The organism is Streptomyces sp. NPDC001933, assembly GCF_042890955.1.
GTDB lineage: Bacteria > Actinomycetota > Actinomycetes > Streptomycetales > Streptomycetaceae > Streptomyces.
The window spans coordinates 124,722-144,434 of the sequence record NZ_JBIASS010000001.1 but is presented as its reverse complement, the minus strand read 5'-3'; the positions used below and the strand labels follow the sequence as shown (position 1 = coordinate 144,434).

The following is a 19,713-nucleotide window of genomic DNA, read 5'->3' as shown; positions in this document are numbered from 1 at the left end:
CAGGCGCTCAGGCCTTGGCGCGGCGGATGTCGATGTTGCCCCAGCGGGTGCGGGCACGGACCTGCACGGTCCGCTCCGCCTCGGCCGGCGGCGCCGAGTCGGCGATCGTGTTGTGCACCTGCCCGCGCTCGGCGCTGACGTCGAGCCAGGCGGCGGTGCCCCGGCGGACGCCGATGTCGATGCCACCGTAGGAGGTCTCCAACTGGACGGTGCCGGAGACCACTTCGGCGACGCGCAGGGCGCCGTGGGCGGTGGTGGCGGTGACCGAGGCCTCGGCGCACATGATGTCGATGTCGCCGTAGGCGCCGTTCGCCCGCAGGTCGCCGACGACGGCGCCTACGGTCGTGCTGCCGTGCGAGTTCTTCAGGACGGCGGGCCCGTCGACCGTGCCGACGCGCAGGCTGCCGGAGCTGGTGGTGATCTCGGCCGCGCCCTCGACCCGGTCGACGGAGATCGAGCCGTGGGAGACGGTCAGGTGCACCGGCCCGGTCTCGTCGAGCCGGACGTCGCCGCCCGAGCTCTTCACCCGGACCTTGCCGAGCCGGCCCTCGGCGGCCACCTGGGTCCAGGCGCCGGTGATGTCGACGTCGGAGCCGAGGGGCAGGTCGACCATGACGTCGACGGCGCCGGCGGGGCCGATGAAGCGGCGTTCCTTCGTCCTGACGGTCAGGACGCCGTTCGCGTAGGAGACCTCGGTCTGCTCGGCGGCCCGCACGTCCTTGTCCCGCTTGGGGCTCGCGGGCCGTACCTCGACGGCGGTGTCGCCGCGCTCGCTCGCGGTGAGCCGGAGGGAGCCGGCGCCGACGTGCGCGGTGACCGTGATCGGTTCGGGAGTGTCGAAAGAAGGCATGGCTGTACCGTCCTCATGACTCGTCGGGGCGTCCCCGCAGGTGGGACGTGGTGTGGGTGGCGCAGGTCGGGTGCGGGTGCGGCCAGGTCCTGCCTAGCGCACCCAGCCCGTGAAGCTCTGTCCTGTGGTGCTGGTCTTCTGGGGTGTACGGGGCTGCGCGCCGCCGTCGACCGCGGCCGACACGGCTCGTACCAGCCACGCGTTGACCGACAGGCCCTCGCGGCTCGCGGCCTCCTCGGCGCGCGCCTTGAGGTGGGCGGGCAGACGCAGGTTGACGCGGGCGGTGCCACCCTCGTCGCCGTCGGCGGGTGCCGGGGCCGGGGCCGGGGTCTTGAGCGGCTCGGCGGGCCCGCTCCTGTCCCCGTACGTCTCCTCGCCCGTCGGCCGTGTCACCACGAAGTCGGGGTCGAGCCCACGCAGCCGTACGTCGACCGATCCGGGGGCGAGTTCACGGGTGATCTCGTCCATCGCGGCGGAGAGCACGTTGAGCATCGTCAGGCGGGTCGCCGACTCCAGCGGAGCGGTGAGCCGCTCGGCCAGCTCACGGGCTTCTTCGCCGCCGGCTTCGGCGGCCACCGCGAGTTCGCGGCGGAGGTTGTCGACATACGGCGTGAGGTCCATGACGCCATAATGGCATCAGAGTGGCGCCATTCGCAACCCCGAAAGAGGGGCAACTGCGGCGCGCTCACACCTTGAAGGCTTTGACCTGCGGAAATACACCGACGCCACGTTGCATCAATGCGGCGCCACATGGATTCCCGGCTTCTCCGGCACCTCCGATGGCATCACTTGGGCATCACGTGGTGCCACGTGATGCCCAAGTGATGCCGCATGCCGTCACAGGGCCTGCCGACGGGCCGGGTCCCGGGCATGCGCCAGCGGCAACGGTGATGGCGATGACGGTGGCGCCGTGCCCGACGGGCGGCCTCCGAACACGAAACGGGGCCCGGTCACATGACCGGGCCCCCCTCGCTTTCCCCCAACGCCGAGACTTCCTGATCCCCCCAGATCCCTCCCCGGAAGCACCCGACGCCAGATACGACCAGGCGAACCACCAAACGGTTGTACGCCTTGACGATCTCTTTGCCTTGTGGGCAAAGAGCCTTGTCAGCAGGCGTGCTCGGCGTACCGGGAGGCGACCTCGGCGAGGACTTCGGCACCGTCCCGGGCCCAGAGCGCCTCGTTGAAGATCTCCACCTCGACCGGGCCGTCGAAACCGGTGGCCTCGACCAGCGAGCGGAACGCCCGGAAGTCCACCGCCCCGTCGCCGAGTTGGCCCCGGCCCACCAGAACTCCCGCCGGGAGCGGGGTGATCCAGTCGGCCAGCTGGAAGGAGTGGATCCGGCCGCCCGCACCGGCACGGGCGATCTGCGCGGCCGCCTGGTCGTCCCACCAGATGTGGTACGTGTCGACGACCACGCCGACCTGGTCCGCCGGGAAGCGCTCCGCGATGTCCAGCGCCTGGGAGAGCGTGGAGACGACGCAGCGGTCCGAGGCGAACATCGGGTGCAGCGGCTCGATGGCGAGACGTACGCCGCGTTCTGCCGCGTACGGGGCCAGTTCGCCCAGGGCGTCCGCGACGCGTTCACGGGCGCCGTGCAGGTCCTTGCTGCCCTCGGGGAGGCCGCCGGAGACCAGGACCAGGGTGTCGGTGGACAGGGCCGCCGCCTCGTCGAGCGCGGCGCGGTTGTCGTCCAGGGCGCGGGCCCGTTCCGCCGGATCCAGGGTGGTGAAGAAGCCGCCGCGGCACAGGCTGGTGACGGACAGGCCGGAGTCGGCGAGGAGCCGGGCGGTGCGCTCGATGCCGTACGACTGGACGGGTGCCCGCCACAGGCCGACCTTGTCGATGCCCGCCTTGACGCAGCCCTCGGCCAGTTCGGGCAGCGACCACTGCTTGATGGTCTCCTGGTTGACGGAGAGACGGCCGTCGCTCATCGGGTGCCTCCGTTGCCGCCGTTGACCGTGAGCAGGGCCCGCATCCGGGATTCGGCCAGTTCCGGGTCGGGGAACAGTCCCAGGCGGTCCGCGAGTTCGTACGCCTTCGCCAGATGCGGCAGCGAGCGGGCGGACTGGAGACCGCCGACCATCGTGAAGTGGTCCTGGTGGCCGGCCAGCCAGGCCAGGAACACCACGCCCGTCTTGTAGAAGCGGGTGGGCGCCTGGAAGAGGTGCCGGGACAGCTCGACCGTGGGGTCGAGGAGATCGCGGAAGCCCTGGGTGTCGCCCGTGTCGAGGACCCGTACCGCGTGTGCGGCCAGCGGGCCCAGCGGGTCGAAGATGCCGAGCAGGGCGTGGCTGAAGCCCCGGTCGTCGCCCGCGATCAGCTCGGGGTAGTTGAAGTCGTCGCCGGTGTAGCAGCGCACCCCGCCGGGCAGGCGGCGGCGGACGTCGATCTCGCGCTCCGCGTCGAGCAGGGAGATCTTGATGCCGTCGACCTTGTCCGGGTGTTCCGCGATGACCTTCAGGAACGTGTCGGTGGCGGCGTCGAGGTCCGAGGAGCCCCAGTAGCCGTCCAGCGCGGGGTCGAACATCGGGCCCAGCCAGTGCAGGACGACCGGCTCGGACGCCTGGCGCAGCAGGTGCGCGTACGTCTCCAGGTAGTCCTCGGGGCCGTTCGCCGCCGCGGCGAGCGCGCGGGAGGCCATCAGGATGGCCTGGGCGCCGCTCGCCTCGACGAGCGCGAGCTGCTCCTCGTACGCGGAGCGCACCTCGGCGAGGGTGGCGGGCCCGGCGGGCAGCTGGTCGGTGCCGACGCCGCAGGCGATGCGGCCGCCGACCGCCTTGGCCTCGGCGGCGGAGCGGCGGATCAGTTCGGCCGCACCGGCCCAGTCCAGGCCCATGCCGCGCTGGGCGGTGTCCATCGCCTCGGCGACGCCCAGGCCGTGCGACCAGAGGTGGCGGCGGAAGGCGAGGGTGGCGTCCCAGTCGACGGCGGCGGGCGAGTCGGGGCTGATGTCGGCGTACGGGTCGGCGACGACATGGGCGGCGGAGAAGACCGTGCGCAAGGCGAGCGGGCCGGCGCCGGGGGCCAGGTCGAGCGGGGTGGTACGGGGTTCGTACGGGCCCTGCGGGAGGTGGATGGTCACTCAGATCAGCTCCGATGCGCTGGGCGCGTACGCGGGGTGATTCGTCACAGGGACAGCTCCGGTACGTCGAGACGGCGGCCCTCGGCGTGGGACTTCAGGCCCAGCTCGGCGAGCTGCACGCCGCGGGCACCGGCCATCAGGTCCCAGCTGTACGGCTCGTCGAGGACGATGTGGCGCAGGAAGAGCTCCCACTGGGCCTTGAAGCCGTTGTCGAAGACCGCGTTGTCGGGGACTTCCTGCCACTGGTCGCGGAAGGACTCGGTGACCGGGAGGTCGGGGTTCCAGACCGGCTTGGGGGTGGCCGAGCGGTGCTGGACGCGGCAGTTGCGCAGGCCCGCGACGGCGGAGCCGTGCGTTCCGTCGACCTGGAACTCGACGAGCTCGTCGCGGTTGACGCGGACGGTCCAGGAGGAGTTGATCTGGGCGACCGCGCCGCTCTCCAGCTGGAAGATGCCGTACGCGGAGTCGTCGGCGGTGGCGGCGTAGGGCTTGCCCTGCTCGTCCCAGCGCTGCGGGATGTGCGTCTGGACGTGCGCCTGGACGGTGGAGACCCGGCCGAACAGCTCGTGGAGCACGTACTCCCAGTGCGGGAACATGTCGACGACGATGCCGCCGCCGTCCTCCGAGCGGTAGTTCCAGGAGGGGCGCTGGGCCTCCTGCCAGTCGCCCTCGAAGACCCAGTAGCCGAACTCGCCGCGCACGGAGAGGATCTCGCCGAAGAAGCCGCCGTCGATGAGGCGCTTCAGCTTCAGCAGGCCAGGCAGGAAGATCTTGTCCTGGACGACGCCGTGCTTGATCCCGGCCTCGCGGGCCAGCCGGGCCAGTTCCAGGGCGCCCTCGACGTCCGTGGCGGTGGGCTTCTCGGTGTAGATGTGCTTGCCGGCGGCGATCGCCTTCTTGATCGCGTCCACCCGGGCCGAGGTGACCTGGGCGTCGAAGTAGATGTCGATGGTGTCGTCGGCGAGCACCGCGTCGAGGTCGGTCGACCACTCGGTCAGACCGTGCTGCGCGGCGAGCTCCTCCAGCGCGTGGGCGCGGCGGCCCACCAGCACGGGCTCGGGCCACAGCACGTCCCCGTCGCCGAGGTCGAGGCCGCCCTGCTCGCGGATCGCGAGGATCGAGCGCACCAGGTGCTGCCGGTAGCCCATGCGACCCGTGACGCCGTTCATGGCGATGCGCACTGTCCTGCGTGTCACGAAACTTCCTCCATACAGCCGTAGCAAGCGCTTTCTATCCAGGATGACGCTAGCCTGCCGACAGCGGCCCGGACAAGAGGGCCCGGCCCGAAACCCTCGGAGGAAAGCGGATGACAGTCACCCTGGCGGATGTGGCGGCCCGCGCCCGGGTGTCGCCGGCCACCGTCTCCCGCGTGCTGAACGGCAACTACCCGGTGGCCGCGTCCACCCGCGAACGGGTCCTGCGCGCGGTGGACGACCTGGACTACGTGCTCAACGGGCCGGCGAGTTCGCTCGCGGCGGCCACCTCCGACCTGGTCGGCATCCTGGTCAACGACATCGCGGACCCGTTCTTCGGGATCATGGCGGGCGCGGCGCAGACCGAGATCGGCGGTCCCGGGGACGGCTCCGGCCGGGCGGGCGGCGAGAAGCTGGCCGTCGTCTGCAACACCGGCGGCTCCCCCGAGCGCGAACTCACCTACCTCACCCTGCTCCAGCGCCAGCGCGCCGCGGCCGTCGTCCTGACCGGCGGCGCGGTGGAGGACCCGGCGCACCAGGCCGCGGTCTCCGCCAAGCTGGCCAAGCTCGCGGACGCGGGCACCCGGGTGGTGCTGTGCGGGCGCCCCCCGCTGCCGGACGGCGGGGCGGTCGTGGCCGCGCTCGCCTTCGACAACCGGGGCGGCGGCCGTCGCCTCACCGAACACCTGCTCTCGCTCGGCCACCGGCGGATCGGCTACGTCGCGGGCCCGCCGGAGCGGACCACGACCCGCCACAGGCTGGAGGGCCACCGCGACGCGATGCGGGCGGCGGGGCTCGGCGGCGGCCATACGGACTCGCACGAGGAGGACCGCCTCACCGTCCACGGCCCGTACGACCGCCGCTCCGGCTACGACGCCACCCTCGAACTCCTGCGCCGCGAACCGGAGGTGACGGCGATCGTCGCCGCCAACGACACGGTGGCGCTGGGCGCGTGCGCGGCGGTCCGGGACCAGGGACTGCGCATCCCCGAGGACATCTCGGTGGCGGGCTTCGACGACCTGCCGTTCTCGGTGGACGCGGTCCCGGCGCTGACGACCGTACGGCTGCCGCTCTTCGAGGCGGGCGCACGGGCGGGCCGCCTCGCGATGGGCAAGGAGACACCGCCGCCCGGGGGAATCGCGACGATCGCGGCGGAGCTGATGGTGCGGGGGTCGACTGCGCCGCCCCGGGGGCAGTAGGGCCTCTCGTACGGTCATGGCTCATGGCCGCTTCGGACGCACGGGGGCAGTAGGGCCTCTCGTACGGCCATGGCTCATGGCCTCTTCGGGCCCCGGCACCGGCCTCCGAACGGGGGCGTGCCGGGGCCCGTTCCGGTTCCCGTTCGGGGCGTGGGCAGAAAGATGGGGGCGTTGCCCCCATGCCCGCCGGGGCCAACGCCGGAAGTATGGGGCGTGGCGGACCGGTGGTGCCGGCGCCGGACCGAGGAGGTGCGATGGCGGAGATCCATGCGGGCGGCCGACGGCTGGGCGTCTCTTCCGCGTCATGTCCGGCTGCGACAGCGGGCACTTCCGCCGATGCGGTCGGTCTGCTGGAGGCCGAACGGCCGGCGGCGGACGGGGCCTCCTGGGCCGATGGTTCGTGGTGGCGGCCGGCGCTGACCGGCGACGCGCTGCCCGAACGCGCCCCGGACTGGGCGGTGTTCGTCCGGGACGCGATTGCCGCCGCACCCGAGCGGGCGGTGATCGGCGACCGGGAGGAGCTGCCGGGGCTGCGTGGATTCGAGCGTGTTCTCGTCCCGTTCACCGCCTGCGCCGCGCGGCGGATGCGGGACGGTCTGCCGCGGCGGCTGAGCCGGTACGTCGATCTGAGCGCCGTGCACGACGATTTCGAGCGCCACCTGTCCCGGCGACTCGCGCGGCTCGCCGCCCGCACGCTGGTCCTGGAGCTGCACACGGCGCGGCGGGACGGGCGGCTGGCCGGGGACGGCCCCGAGGACCGGTTCACCGACTTCCTGCGGCTGACCGGCGCCCGGTCCGGACTGGCCGCGCTCTGCACCACGTACCCCGTACTGGCCCGGATCCTGGCGCGTGCCGCGCTCGACGCCGCCGCCGCGCTGGCCGAGATGCTGGTCCGGTTCGCCGCGGACCGGCCGGTGCTGCCGGGCGTCCACGAGTCCTGGGGTGAGGAGGCCGGGGGCGGGCGGCTGGTGGGGGTCGATCCCGGGGCCGGGGACGGCCACCGGGGCGGGCGGACCGTGATGCTGCTCCGGTTCGAGGACGGTGCCCGGCTGGTCTACAAGCCGCGTCCGCTCGCCGCGCACCAGCACTTCAACGAACTGGTCCAGTGGTTCAACGCACTGCCCGGCACCCCCGGACTCCGTACGCTCGCCCTGCTGGACCGGGGGCCGTACGGCTGGGTGGAGTTCGTCGCGGAACGGCCCTGCCGCTCGGGCCGCCAGGTCGAGACCTTCTACCGGCGTCAGGGTGCCCTGCTGGCCCTGCTGCACGCGCTGGACGGCACCGACCTGCACCACGAGAACCTGATCGCGGACGGGGAGTACCCGGTACTCGTCGATGTGGAGACGCTGTTCCACCCGCCGCTGACCACCGCGGGTTCGGACGATCCGGCGGCCCGCGCCCTGCACGACTCGGTGCACCGGGTGGGGCTGCTGCCGCAGCTGCTCGTCGGGGACGAGTCGGCGCTCGACATGTCCGGGATCGGCGGTGGGCAGGCGGCCGATTCCCCGGTGCGCAGCGTGGACTGGGCGGACGCGGGGACCGACCGGATGCGGCTGGTGCGCCGGACGGCCCGGTTCGGCGGTTCGGCGAACCGGCCCCGGCTGACCGGGACGCCCGCCGACCCGTCCGCCTTCACCCATGCGCTGTGTGCCGGATTCCGCGCCGGTTACACCGCGATCAAGGAGGCTCGCACCGAACTCCTGCGCACCGGTGGTTTGCTGGACCGGTTCGCGCACGACGAGGTGCGGGTGGTGGTGCGGCCCACCTGGATCTACGCCTCGCTCCTGGACGAGTCCACGCACCCGGACCTGATGAAGGACGCCGCCGAACGGCACGAGGTGCTCGCGCTGCTGGGCACCGACACCCTGGGATCCGCCGCGCTGCCCGGTCTGCTGGACGAGGAGATCGCCCAGCTGTGGTCGGGCGACGTGCCCCTGTTCACCGCCCTGCCCGAACGTACCGACCTGTGGAGCGGGACCGGCCGGCTGCTGCCCGGCACGCTCGCCCGGACCGGGCTCTCCCTGGTCCGCGCGAAGCTGGCGGCCATGGGCGCGGTGGACCGCCAGGACCAGGAACGGATCATCCGTGCCGCGATGGTGACCACCTCGCGAGAGCCCGCCCACGAGCCCCGGCCCGGCCCACGCCGGGTCCGTACGGCCGCGACCGCGCCGGATCCGGACCAGCTGCTCGCGGCGGCCCGGTCGGTCGGCGACGAGCTGGTGTCCCAGGCCTACTCCGGGCCCACCCGGCTGAACTGGATCGGCCTGGAGCTGCTCGACGAGCGCTACTGGCGGCTGGGCCCGATGGCCGCCGATCTGGCGGGCGGCTACACCGGTACGGCGTGCTTCCTCGCCCAGCTCGCCGCGCTCACCGGGGCGGAGCGGTACGCCACGGCAGCCCGGGACGCGCTAGCGCCCCTCGCCGGGCTGCTGGATGTGCTGCACTCGCGCCCGGACGATCTGGGCCCGGTGGGCTCGGGCGCGTTCGCCGGGATCGGCGGGATCGCGTACGCGCTGGCCCAGGTCTCGGACGCGCTGGACGACCCGCGCCTCGGTGGACTGGTGCTGCCCGCACTGCGGTTGACCGGTGCGGCGGCCGTCGCCGAGAGCGAGTACGGGGTGCGCGGGGGCACGGCCGGCGGGCTGGCCGGTCTGCTCGCCGGGTACCGGGTCACCGGACGGGCCGATGTGTGGCGTGCGGCGGAGCGCTGCGCCGGGCTGCTGCGCGAGGCGTCGCTGCCCGCCGCACCGGGATTCGCCGACGGGTCCGCCGGGATCGGCTGGGCGCTGCTGCGCTTCGCCGAGGCGGGTGGCGGCGAGCCGTACCGTGCCTCGGGGCTCGCCGCGCTGCGGGCCGCGACCGGTGCCGTGGACCGCGACATCTCCTGGTGCCGGGGCAGGACGGGCGTGGCGCTGGCGGTGCTGGACAGCCCGGCGGCGCAGAGCGACCCACTGCTGTCCGCCTGGGCGCACGAGGCGGCGGCGGACATCGCACGGACCGGACCACCGCCGGACGACAGCCTGTGCCACGGCGAACTCGGCGTCCTCGAACTGCTGCGCCGCGGCGAACCGTCCGGTGCCCGCACCCGCTGGGTGGAGCGGGCCGGGGCGCTGCTCGCGGCGGCCGACCGGACGAAGCCGCGCTGCGGAACACCCGGCCAGGTGTCTCATCCGGGGCTGCTGACCGGGCTCGCGGGGATCGGGCACGGGCTGCTGAGGGCCGGGTTCCCCGACCGGGTGCCGTCGATGCTGCTGCTCGCCGGTCCCACCGTGTCGGCGGCGCCCGGCTGAGCGGTCACGGGACGGAACCGGAGCCGGCGTCCACGCGCCGCTCACGCCCTACCGACCGCCCCTGTCCCTCACGTCTCCAGTCCGCTCACACCCCGTCGCCCGCCCTGCCCTCACGCCGCCGCGTCTCGCACGTAACACCCGTAACACCCGTACCGCAGCACGTACTTTCTCACCGCTCACGTACCACCGCGTCGTACACGTCTCGTCGCGCCGCTCACGCAACGACAACCTCCCACGAGAAGAGGCAGACCATGCAGACCGTGCAGACCCTCGAAGCTTCCGCCCTCCGCGCCGACGAGTTCGACGAGTTCCACGACTTCGCCGACGAGCACCCCGTCGGCAGGATCGCCCTGGGTGCGGGCGGCAGACTGGGGTTGCGCAGCAGAATCCTCGGCGCCACGGACGGCGGCACCGACTGCACCTCGGACCTGCCGTGGACCACGATGACCTGGGTCTGAGCCAATTCCTTTCAGGATCAAGCGATTTGCCGCACTGACCGGTGGGTAGTGGCTCAAGTAGCCTGCGTCCATGCGTGCCACTTCGTCAGTGATTGTCGGGCGTGTCGCTGAGACCGGCCTGCTGAGCAATGCCCTGGACGCCGCGTCGCGGCGTTCGGGACGCGCGGTCTTCTTCGTCGGTGACGCGGGCATCGGCAAATCCCGGCTGGCCGGTGAGTGCGCCTACCGGGCGTACGAGCGGGGCATGCCGGTGCTCCGCGGCAGGGCCACGTCGACCGGGCTCGTGGTGCCGTTCCGCCCGCTGATCGAGGCGCTGTCCTCGCGGTTCCGGGCGGCCGGGACACCCACCGACCCGGAGCTGGACCCGTACCGTCCGGCGCTGGCCAGGCTGGTGCCGGAGTGGCGCCGGGGCTCCTCCCCCGGCTATCCGGAGACGGTGGTCGAGCTGGCCGAGGCGCTGCTGCGGCTGCTGTCGGTGCTCGGCCAGGAGCACGGCTGCGTGATCCTGCTGGAGGACCTGCACGACTCCGACACCGAGACGATCGCGGTCGTGGAGTACGTCATCGACAACGTGGCGGACCTGCCGGTGCTGCTGCTGGGGACGTTGCGTCCGGAGCCCGGGGTCGCACTCGACCTGGTGCGCTCGGCGGAACGGCGGCAGGTCGCCACGGTGCGCGAGCTGGCGCCGCTCGGGGACACGGACGTGCGGGAGATGACCGCCTCGTGCCTGGAGGCCGCCCCGGACGAGGTGCCGCAGGCCACCCACGAACGGCTGGCCGCCCGGGCGGGCGGCAATCCGTACCTGGTCGAGGTGCTGCTCGCCGATCTGCTCGACTCCGGCCAGCTGCGCCGGGCGGGCGGCCGGTGGGAGGAGCACGTCAACCCGGACGCGTCGGTGCCCACCGGGGTGGTGCGCAGTTGGTCGCGGCGGCTGGACCGGTTCGACGAGCCGGTGCGCGAGCTGCTCCTGTGCGCGGCCACTCTGGGCAGCCGGTTCTCGGTCACCGTGCTCCAGACGGTCACCGGGTTCGACGACCGTACGCTCTTCAGCCATCTGCGCTCCGCCGTGGAGGCGAACATCATCGCCCCCGACGGGGCGGACCCCGACCGCTACACCTTCCGGCACGCGCTGACCGCCGAGGCGCTGGTGGCCTCGCTGGCGCCGGCGGAGCGGGCCGCGACGGCCCGCCGAGCGGCGCTGTCCCTGGCTGCCGCCGAGCATCGACTCGGCGACGAACAGCGGCAGTTGATGGCAACGCTGCAACTGGCCGGGGGCGACCGGCACGGCGCGGCCCGTCAGTTCGCCGACGTCGGCCGCCGGATGCTGGCAGCGGGTGCGTCCGGTTCGGCCGTCATCCTGCTGGAACGGGCCCGCTCGCTCGCCCACGAGAGCGATCTGCGGAGCATCACGGAGTCGCTCGCCGTCTCCCGTGCCGAGGCCGGTGAGCTGGACACGGCTCTGGCGCTGACCGCGGAGCTTCCCCCGGTGCCGCCGCGCTCCGACGCCGCCGAGCAGCGCGGCGAGACCCACATCCGGATCGCCTGGGCGGCCGTGATGGCGGAGCGCGTGGACGAGGCGGCCGGGCAGATCCGGACCGCGCGGAGCGTGCTCGGTACGGCCGTCCGCCCCGAGCAGGAGGCGGCGCTCGACGTGGTGGACGGTCATCTGGCGCTGCTGCCCGGCCATGCGGGCCACGGGCGGCAGGGGTCCGCGCAGGACGCCGCGCGCCGGGCCGCCGCCGTCGCGGAGGAGCGGAAACTCCCTGTGGTCGCCTGCCAGGCCTGGCAGTTACTGGCACTGCTCTCCCGGGAGCGCGGCTTCGACGAGGCCGACGCGTGCCTGGAGCGGATGCTCGCGGTCTCCGAACAGCACGCCCTGCCGGTGTGGCGGGTGGAGGCGCTGGTCCGGCTCGGCGCCAACACGTTCATGCGCACCGGTGACCCCGCCGGGCTGGAGACGGCCCGGACCGCCGCCCAGTCGCTGGGCGCGCTGGTGCCGACGCAGACCGTGGACGGGCTGCTCGCCATGAACGCGGTGATGCGGAGCGAGTGGGACGGGGCGCACGAGATCATCGAGCGGTCGGTGGCCGCCAGTGCGCGGGTCCGCAATCTGGGGGCGCACCGCTACCTGCTGCTGGCCTCGGCGACACTCGCCGCGCACCGGGGCCGAAGACGGGACCTGGACCGGGCCATGGTCCGGTTCCGCCGGGCGGGCGGCGAGGAGTCCTTGCTCGTCCCGCTGCAACTGGGGCTCTGCCGCGCCTTCGCGGCGCTGCTGGAGGAGGACCGCGAGGGTGCGCTGGCCGACCTGGACGCCTCGCTGGCCTGGGAGCGCGAACACCCCAGTTTCTTCTACCTGAGCGGACGTTACGGTCTGCGTCCGCTGTTGCGGATACTCGACGGCCGGGACGGCCGGGCGGAGCTCGACGCGATCCTGGAGAGCCCCGGCGCGGACCTGGCGTGGAACCAGCTGTTCCTGCGGCTGGCCGATGGCGTCCTGCACGGCCGCGCGGGCGACGCGGACCGGGCCGCCAGGTCGGTCGGGGCGGCCGTCACCGAGGCCGCCGCCTTTCCGCTCGCCCGCCACCTGGGGCTGCGGCTGGTCGCCGGCGCGGCGCTCGCCGAGCAGTGGGGCGAGCCGGTGAGCTGGCTGCGGGCGTCGGAGGAGTACTTCTACGGGGCGGGCATCCAGCCGGTCGCCGCCGCGTGCCGGGCGGCGCTGCGGCAGGCGGGGGCCAGCGTCGGACAGCACCGGGGCGGCTGGGACCGTATCCCGGCCCAGCTGCGGACGAGCGGGGTGACGCCGCGCGAGTACGAGGTCTTCGTGCTGCTCGCGGAGCGGCCGGGCAATCAGCAGATCGCCCGGCGGCTCTCCATATCGCCACGCACGGTGGAGAAGCACATGGCGAGTCTGCTGAGCAAGACGGGGCGCGCGGACCGCGCGGCACTCTGCGAGTTCTCCGCCGAGTGCGTGGCCGAACGCGACTGACCGGGGGCCGGGTACGGCGGATCGGGACCGGGCACGGAGGTCCGGGGCCGGCCGGCGGTGTCTCCACCGGCCCCGCCCCGCCCCCCGCGGCGTCGCCCCCACGTACGGATGACGGGTACGGGGGCCCAACATGGGGGCGCGGGGCGGGTTTGGTCGGGTGCCGGTACGGAACATGCGGGCCCGGCACCGATGTGGGGGCCGCAGCCGTCGGCGGACCATCCAGGGGTACGACCGGCAGCCCGCCACCGCCGTCCCCCGGTTCTTCGGAGGCCCGTCCATGACCCGACTCCCCACCCGCGCCCCGTCCTCCGGTGCGCTGAGCCTCTCGGTCCTCGGCCCGCTCTCCGGGCATCTGGACGGGCGACCGCTGCTTCTCGGGCCGCGCAAACAGCGGCTGGTCCTGGCCATGCTGCTCAGCAGGCCCAGCACTCCGGTACCGGTGGACGTCCTCACCGACGCGGTGTGGCCGGACGCGCCGCCCCGCACGGCACGCAAGAACCTCCAGGTGTACATCAGTTCCACCCGGGCGCTGCTCGGCGCACGGTGTCCCGAGGGGCCGGACGGCGGTGGCGGGGAACGGCTGGTGCACTCCTGCGGCGGCTATCTGCTGCGGGTCGGCGAGGACGAGCTGGACGCCCTGCGGTTCCGGTCGCTGGCCGCGGCCGGCCGCCGGGCCGCCGACGACGGCGATCCGCGCGCCGCCGCCGGTCTGCTGCGCCGGGCGCTGGACCTGTGGCACGGGCCGCCGCTGCACGATCTGCGCGACTCGCCGGAGGTGGCCGCGGCGGCGGAGCGGCTGGAGGCCCGGTGCCTGACCGTGCACGAGGACTGGGCCGAGACGGAGATCGCGCTGGGGCGGGCGCCCGCCGTGGTGGACGGGCTCCGGGACCTCGCCGAACGGCATCCGTCCCGCGAACGCATCCGGGCGGCCTGGATGGACGCCCTGCACCGGACCGGCCGCCGGGCCGAGGCGCTCGCCGTGTACGACGACTACCGCCAGTTGCTGGCACGGGAGTTGGGACTGGAGCCGGGGGCGGCCATCGCCGCCCGGCACCGTGCGATGCTGACCGGCCGGGACACCGCGGACCGGCCGGGGAGCGCAGCTCCGGCGCGTCGGGCACCCGCGCTGCGGGCGGTGCTGCCCGCCGAGATACCCGATTTCACCGGCCGGGGCGAGCAACTGCGGGAACTGCTGGACGTCCTGGGCGGGGAGAGCGGCCGGGTGGTGGCGGTCACCGGGGCCGCCGGGACCGGGAAGACGGCGCTCGCGGTGCGGGCGGCCCATCTGCTGGCCGACCGGTACCCGGACGGCCGGATCCACATCCGGGTCCGCGACGGCCAGGGGGCGGTGCGCCCCTCCGCGGAGGTCGTCGGCGAACTGGCCCGGCTGACCGGCGGTCCGCATCCGGCGGAGCCGATGACGGACGCGGAGCACTGGCGGCACTGGCTGGCCGCGCACCGCGCGCTGGTCGTGCTCGACGACGTACCGGACGAGGCGGCGGTACGGGCCCTGCTGCCGGGAACCGGGGGGAGTTCGTTCGTCCTGACCGCGCGCGGTCAGCTGGCCGGGCTCGCGCCGGTGCACCGGATCGCGCTGCCCCCGCTGGCCCCGGCCGAGGCGCTGGCACTGCTGGGCCGGCTGATCGGACCGGGTCGGGTGGGTCTGGACCGGGCCGCCGCGCTGCGCATGGTCGACGCCTGCGGGCTGCTTCCGCTGGCGGTGCGGGTGAGCGGGATGCGGCTGGCGGTGCTGCGCCATCTGCCGCTGGCCGAGTACGCGGAACGGCTGGCCGATCCGGCCGGGGCGCTGGACGAGCTGGTGGCCGGGGACATCTCGGTGCGTGCCCGGCTGGCCTCCGGCTGGCAGGACCTGTCGCCCGGGAGCGGACAGGCGCTGACCCTGCTGGCCTCCGCGGTCCGCGAGGGACCGTTCACCTTGCCGGAGGCGATGGCGGCACTCGGCTGCGGTGAACGGCAGGCGCTGCGAGCGGTGGAGTCACTGATCGACGCCGGGGTGGTGTCCTCCCCCAGCGGCGAGGTCACCGCACACTGCGTGCTGTACGAACTGCCGCGTCTGACGAGCCTGTACGCCCGCGAACGCAACGCCGTACCGGAACCGGCGGGGGCCCACCACACGTAGGCCCGACGCCCCTCGGGCCACCGCCCGGCCCGGTTCCGACCGGACCGGGCGGTGGCCGCGTCTCACGCCAGCGTCAGCACGTCCAGCAGGTCGGGCCGTTCGTCCGGCGTCGCGAACACGGTGTGCAGGCCGAGCAGTACCCCCGCCGCGCCGGTCGCGAGATCGGCGGAGAACCGGCGCAGCCGGGAACCCGGCACCAGCAGCCGGTCCTGTTCGGCGACCAGGTGCCAGGAGAGGTTCCGTACCGAGTCCAGCACCTCGGGCCCCGGCCCGCCGCCGGCGAGCTGGTGGGCGGTGGCCACCAGTCCGCTGCGGCCCCTGAAGAGCCCCGGTTCGCGGATGAACTCCAGGACGCATCCCTGCCCGATGCCGGGCAGCAGGGCGGCGAGCGCCGGGTCCTCCCGGTGGGTCAGATAGCGCTGCGCGACCAGGGCCACGCCGCCGCTGCCCTGGTCCAGGTAGAGCAGATGGCGCTTCCCGTCCTTCACCTGCACGCTGCCGCCCGGCATGGTCACGCAGTGCCCGGCCTCCCGGGCGAGTGCCGCCCCGGCGGCGCGGAGCAGCCAGTCCTCGCCGGTGTGCGCGTGCAGTTCGAGATGGAGCAGCGCGGCCCCGCAGAGCCCGCTCAGCAGACCCGCCGAATGCGGGGCGGAGGGGCCGTCGGCGGTTGGCTCGTCGCGGACCAGCGAGTCGAGTTCCCAGGCGGTCCGCAGGGCCCGGTCGAGGAGTTCCCGGTCGGGCTCGCCGGTTTTGTCCGTGGCGAACCTCAGGGCCGCCAGCGCCGTTCCCGCCGTACCGGTGCGCAGGTCGGCCGAGGTGGATGCGGGGGCCCGCAGGGCCCTGTCGAGCAGTTCGCGGCCCTCCTCGCGGCGGCCGAGCCGGGCCAGGACCAGTGCGACGCCGGGCAGCCCGTCGAAGAGCCCGCCGGGGGTGTCCGGGGCGCGGCGCGGTGCCGTGCGCGCCAGCCAGTCGACGTACTCGCCGGGGACCGGGGCGCCGACGCGGTGCAGGGCGTACAGCACCCCGGCGGCACCGTTCGCGGCGCAGATCCCGCCGGTGGTGAAGCCCGCCGGGTCGCCGGGGAAGAGCCGGTCGGTGCGGTCCGGGGTGGCCCCGGCGTGGATGCCCGCGACGAGCCGTTCGCGGATGCCGGGCCAGTCCGGTTCCGGGCCGCGCAGCAGCGCGTCCACCGTGGATTCGCCGCTGTCCGCCGGGAGTCCGTGGGAGAGCGCGGCGGGGCGGGCCGGGCCGCCGGCGGCGGCCGGGCCGTACCGGGCACGGGCCCAGCGTTCGATGGTGAGGGCCTTGCCCCGGTCGTGGTCGGTCACCTCCATCAACGGCATCAGGATGTGCAGCCAGATCGCCCAGAGCGCGTAGTCGTCCGCCTCGGCGCCCTCGGTGCCGTACGGGGCCTGGAGGCCGGGGGCGCCCGCCAGCGGGGTGTCCTGGTCGTCGAGGTCGGTGGCGTACTCGAAGTCGATCAGGACCAGACGGCCGTCGGGGCGCAGGATGATGTTGGCGGGGTGCACGTCCCCGAACCGCAGTCCGCGGGCGTGGATCCGGTCCAGGGCGTCGGCGAGCCGGGTCGTGACGGACCGGGCCCAGCGGGCGTAGGCGTCGAGTTCGGCGCGGGTGCGTTCGCCGCGCACCAGCGGGAAACGCTCGACGATCTCGTCGAACAGGGTGGTGCCCTCGATGTACTCCTCGATGAGGAAGTGGTGTTCCCAGACCGTGCGGACGCCGTACACCTCGGGCACGCAGTCGAGTCCGGCGAGCCGGGTCAGGGCCCGGTGCTCGCGGTGCAGCCGGGTGACGGCGTCGTCCCCGGCGGGGTCGAGTCCGCAGAGCGGCCGGGCCTCGCGCAGCACCACCCGCTGCTTGGTGGTGCGGTGTTCGGCCAGGTAGATGCCGCCCGCGTTGGAGAACTGGAGCGCCTCGGTGACCACGTACGGGAAGCCGTCGTCGTGGGCTGCGGCACGGGCGGCGAGGTGGGGGCGCAGCTCGGCGGGGACGGTCACCCACTCGGGCATCCGGAAGACCACGCCACGGGTGTCGGGGACGAGTCGGCCGGACGGGTGGCGCATCGCGCGGACGCGTTCCCCGTCGGCGTCCCTGCACCAGAGTTCGACGAACGCGCCGTAGCGGACGTGCACGGGAGAGTTCCCGATCCGCAGGTCGCTGAGTACGTACGGTCCGCTGCGCCCGTCCAGGGCCTCGCCCAGGGCATCGAGCAGCTTCAGGAGCGCGGGTTCGTCCTCGGGGTAGAGGGTGAGGAACTTCCCCGCGCCGGACCGGTTCATGTACTTCGCCGACATCAGCCGCAGGGCGCGTTCGCTGCGCAGGAACTTGAACGCCACGCCCTGCTCCAGGCAGATCCGGGCGGTGTCGGCGAGGGTTCGCTCGGCCTCCTCCGGGACGGTGGAGACGTGGATCTTCCAGCCCTGTTCGGGGAGCCGGGCGGATTCGGGGTGCAGCGCGGTCCACAGGCCGCCGGTGCCGCGCCGCCAGCCGGCGGGCGGTTCGGCGCGGTCGAGCGGGTAGCGGGTGTTCTCGTCGGGCAGCCGGTCCGGGGTCTCGTAGTAGCGGCGGTCGGCGAGGCAGTACAGCTGGGTCTCCTGGATGCCGGGCACGGCATACCTCCTGTGGTTCGTGGTCAGGGGCGGGGGCTGCCGGCCCCGGTACGGTCCGCGGGGGTCTCGGCCGCGGCCGGTGCGGGCGGTATGTCCGATCCGGGCCGTACGTCCGCCGCGTCCGCCGGCTCGGCGTCGGACGGGGCGTCCGGTGCGGCCGGTTCGGGTGGTGCCGAGCCAGGCCGGGCGGACGGGGCGAACGTGACGACGGCGGCGGACACCGCGAGGACCCCGGCGATCGCCCCGAACGTCGTCCGGCTGCCGAAGGCAGTGAGGAGCGCGCCCCCGGCCAGCGGCCCGAACGGCTGGACCAGCGAGGAGAGGAACCCGGCGGCGCTCTGCACCCTGCCCACCCGGTCGCCGGGGGTGACGGCCAGCAGGGTGGAGAGGAAGCCGATGCTGGCCACGGTGGACAGACACATGCAGGCGGCGCAGAGCAGCCCGGCGAACAACGGAACCCGGACCCAGGCCATCGCGAGGGCGCTCGCCACGCAGAACCAGCAGGTGGCGGCGATCAGCGCCCAGGTGTGACGTTCGGGACGCAGCCGGGGCGCGAGGAGCGCGCCGCTGAGGGCCCCGACCGAGATGAAGGTGACGACGGTGCCGCCGCCGAGCCCGGACCTTCCGCCGCCCGAGAAGACGGTCAGCGCGGTGAACGTCAGGGCGCCGAAGGCGAAGTTCATGCCGAGTCCGAAGACGAGGAGTACGGTCCGCAGATAGGGCAACCGCCACAGGAACGAGAGCCCGGCGGTCAACTCGGCCTTGCTGAAAGCCGATCCGGCCCCGCTCCCGGACCTGGACCGGGTGCGTACCAGGGCCACGCAGACCGTGGACAGCAGGAGCCCGATGGCCTCGGCGAGAAACGGCAGCACCGGGTGCAGACCGAACAGGGCGCCCCCGACCATCGGTCCCACCAGCCGCGCGGTGGCGGTACGGGCCTGGAGGCGGGCGGTCGCGGTCCCCATGTCCTCGGGGGGCACGACGCTCCTCATCAGCCCGAACGCGGCGGGCCCGTAGAGGCTGCCGATGACGGCGCCCGCGCCCGCTACCAGCAGCACCAGGACCAGCGGGACGTGTCCGGTCCACACCGCCACGACGAGGGCGCCGACGACACAGAAACTGCCCAGGTCGCACAGGCGCATCAGCCTGCGGCGCTCCACCCGGTCGGCCATCACCCCGCCGGGAAGCATGGTGATCAGGACCGCGGTGACGGACACCGTGCCGATCGCACCGGCCTGCACGGCCGATCCGGTCTCGCGGAGCACCAGGAGCGGCAGGGCCAGTGCGGTCATCTGAGTGCCGAGAACGGCGAACAGACCGCTCATCCAGAGCAGTCGGAAGTCCCGGTTGTTTCGTAGCGAGGCGGCCATCGTCGGCTCCCGGTCGGTGGTTCGGGGACAGGGCTCGGCCAGTGGCCCGGCGAAGGCGACGGCCCGGCACCGGGGTCGGGGCCCGGTGAACGCGGGGGCCCGGCCCAGGAAAGCGAGGCGGGGCGGTCTCCGTGTCACGGAGCCGCCCCGTTCCGGCCGGCCGGGGCGCCACCGGGGAAGATTCCTCCCCGGGGTGGCGCCGCGGCCCGGTCATCAGCCCTTACTGCTCCGACAGGATGAGGCTCACGGTGCTGACGCAGCTGCCGTCGATCTCACGCTCGTGGACACCCGCGGTCTCCTGCAGGTCCAGAACGGAGTGCGCCTCGACCTCGGGGGTCTCGTTGTCGTCGCCGGCGGGCTTGGTGTTCTCGGCCATGGTGGTCTCCGTCCACTCGTATGACTCAGCGGTCTCCGGTCGTTCCGGGGCGTGCCCCGGTTCTTCCGGTTGCGGCCGGCGGGTGCCTGCCGCTGAGCAGAAAGTTAGGAGCCCCGGCCTGGCAAACGGCTC

At 73.8% G+C, this 19,713-nt stretch carries 13 protein-coding genes; 5 read left to right on the top strand and 8 right to left on the bottom strand.

The annotated features are described in order from the left end of the window. Positions 1–7: 7 nt before the first annotated feature. The 5 genes from ACFYY7_RS00630 to ACFYY7_RS00610 form a co-directional block, all read right to left on the bottom strand. Positions 8–850, bottom strand: a complete 843-nt coding sequence (locus ACFYY7_RS00630; RefSeq protein ID WP_388655428.1) for a DUF4097 domain-containing protein — start codon at positions 848–850, stop codon at positions 8–10. A 93-nt stretch (positions 851–943) separates the two neighbouring features. Beyond that, positions 944–1,471, bottom strand: a complete 528-nt coding sequence (locus tag ACFYY7_RS00625; protein ID WP_388655427.1) for a hypothetical protein — start codon at positions 1,469–1,471, stop codon at positions 944–946. Between the two features lie 486 nt (positions 1,472–1,957). Then, positions 1,958–2,785 (bottom strand): sugar phosphate isomerase/epimerase family protein, encoded by an 828-nt coding sequence (locus tag ACFYY7_RS00620; RefSeq protein ID WP_388655425.1) that lies wholly within the window; start codon positions 2,783–2,785, stop codon positions 1,958–1,960. Then, positions 2,782–3,936, bottom strand: a complete 1,155-nt coding sequence (locus ACFYY7_RS00615) for a dihydrodipicolinate synthase family protein (RefSeq protein ID WP_388655423.1) — start codon at positions 3,934–3,936, stop codon at positions 2,782–2,784. Before ACFYY7_RS00615 ends, ACFYY7_RS00620 begins: the two co-directional genes overlap by 4 nt. Before the next feature lie 44 nt (positions 3,937–3,980). After that, complete coding sequence (locus ACFYY7_RS00610; RefSeq protein WP_388655421.1) at positions 3,981–5,132, bottom strand: Gfo/Idh/MocA family protein; 1,152 nt, start codon at positions 5,130–5,132, stop codon at positions 3,981–3,983. Positions 5,133–5,242: 110 nt separating this feature from the next. On the opposite strand from ACFYY7_RS00610, the gene ACFYY7_RS00605 reads away from it, so the two are divergent. From ACFYY7_RS00605 to ACFYY7_RS00585, 5 genes are all read left to right on the top strand, one after another. Further along, the gene (locus ACFYY7_RS00605; RefSeq protein WP_388655419.1) at positions 5,243–6,328 is read left to right on the top strand and encodes a LacI family DNA-binding transcriptional regulator; all 1,086 of its coding nucleotides are present in this window, start codon (positions 5,243–5,245) and stop codon (positions 6,326–6,328) included. Between the two features lie 254 nt (positions 6,329–6,582). Continuing rightward, on the top strand, positions 6,583–9,618 hold the full coding sequence (locus ACFYY7_RS00600; RefSeq protein ID WP_388655417.1) for a type 2 lanthipeptide synthetase LanM family protein: 3,036 nt from the start codon (positions 6,583–6,585) through the stop codon (positions 9,616–9,618). 251 nt (positions 9,619–9,869) lie between these two features. Then, positions 9,870–10,076: a hypothetical protein gene (locus ACFYY7_RS00595; protein WP_388655415.1), complete on the top strand. Its 207-nt coding sequence runs from the start codon at positions 9,870–9,872 to the stop codon at positions 10,074–10,076. 70 nt (positions 10,077–10,146) lie between these two features. Beyond that, positions 10,147–13,065, top strand: a complete 2,919-nt coding sequence (locus ACFYY7_RS00590; protein WP_388655413.1) for a helix-turn-helix transcriptional regulator — start codon at positions 10,147–10,149, stop codon at positions 13,063–13,065. A 277-nt stretch (positions 13,066–13,342) separates the two neighbouring features. Beyond that, positions 13,343–15,205 (top strand): BTAD domain-containing putative transcriptional regulator, encoded by a 1,863-nt coding sequence (locus ACFYY7_RS00585; protein WP_388655411.1) that lies wholly within the window; start codon positions 13,343–13,345, stop codon positions 15,203–15,205. Positions 15,206–15,267: 62 nt separating this feature from the next. Here ACFYY7_RS00585 and lanKC read toward each other — a convergent pair whose 3' ends face one another. From lanKC to ACFYY7_RS00570, 3 genes are all read right to left on the bottom strand, one after another. Further along, the gene (gene lanKC / locus ACFYY7_RS00580) at positions 15,268–17,835 is read right to left on the bottom strand and encodes a class III lanthionine synthetase LanKC (protein ID WP_388655409.1); all 2,568 of its coding nucleotides are present in this window, start codon (positions 17,833–17,835) and stop codon (positions 15,268–15,270) included. A gap of 23 nt (positions 17,836–17,858) precedes the next feature. After that, the gene (locus ACFYY7_RS00575; protein ID WP_388655407.1) at positions 17,859–19,205 is read right to left on the bottom strand and encodes an MFS transporter; all 1,347 of its coding nucleotides are present in this window, start codon (positions 19,203–19,205) and stop codon (positions 17,859–17,861) included. Between the two features lie 220 nt (positions 19,206–19,425). Further along, positions 19,426–19,581, bottom strand: coding sequence for a hypothetical protein (locus ACFYY7_RS00570; protein WP_376629848.1), 156 nt, complete (start codon positions 19,579–19,581; stop codon positions 19,426–19,428). Positions 19,582–19,713: the final 132 nt, after the last annotated feature.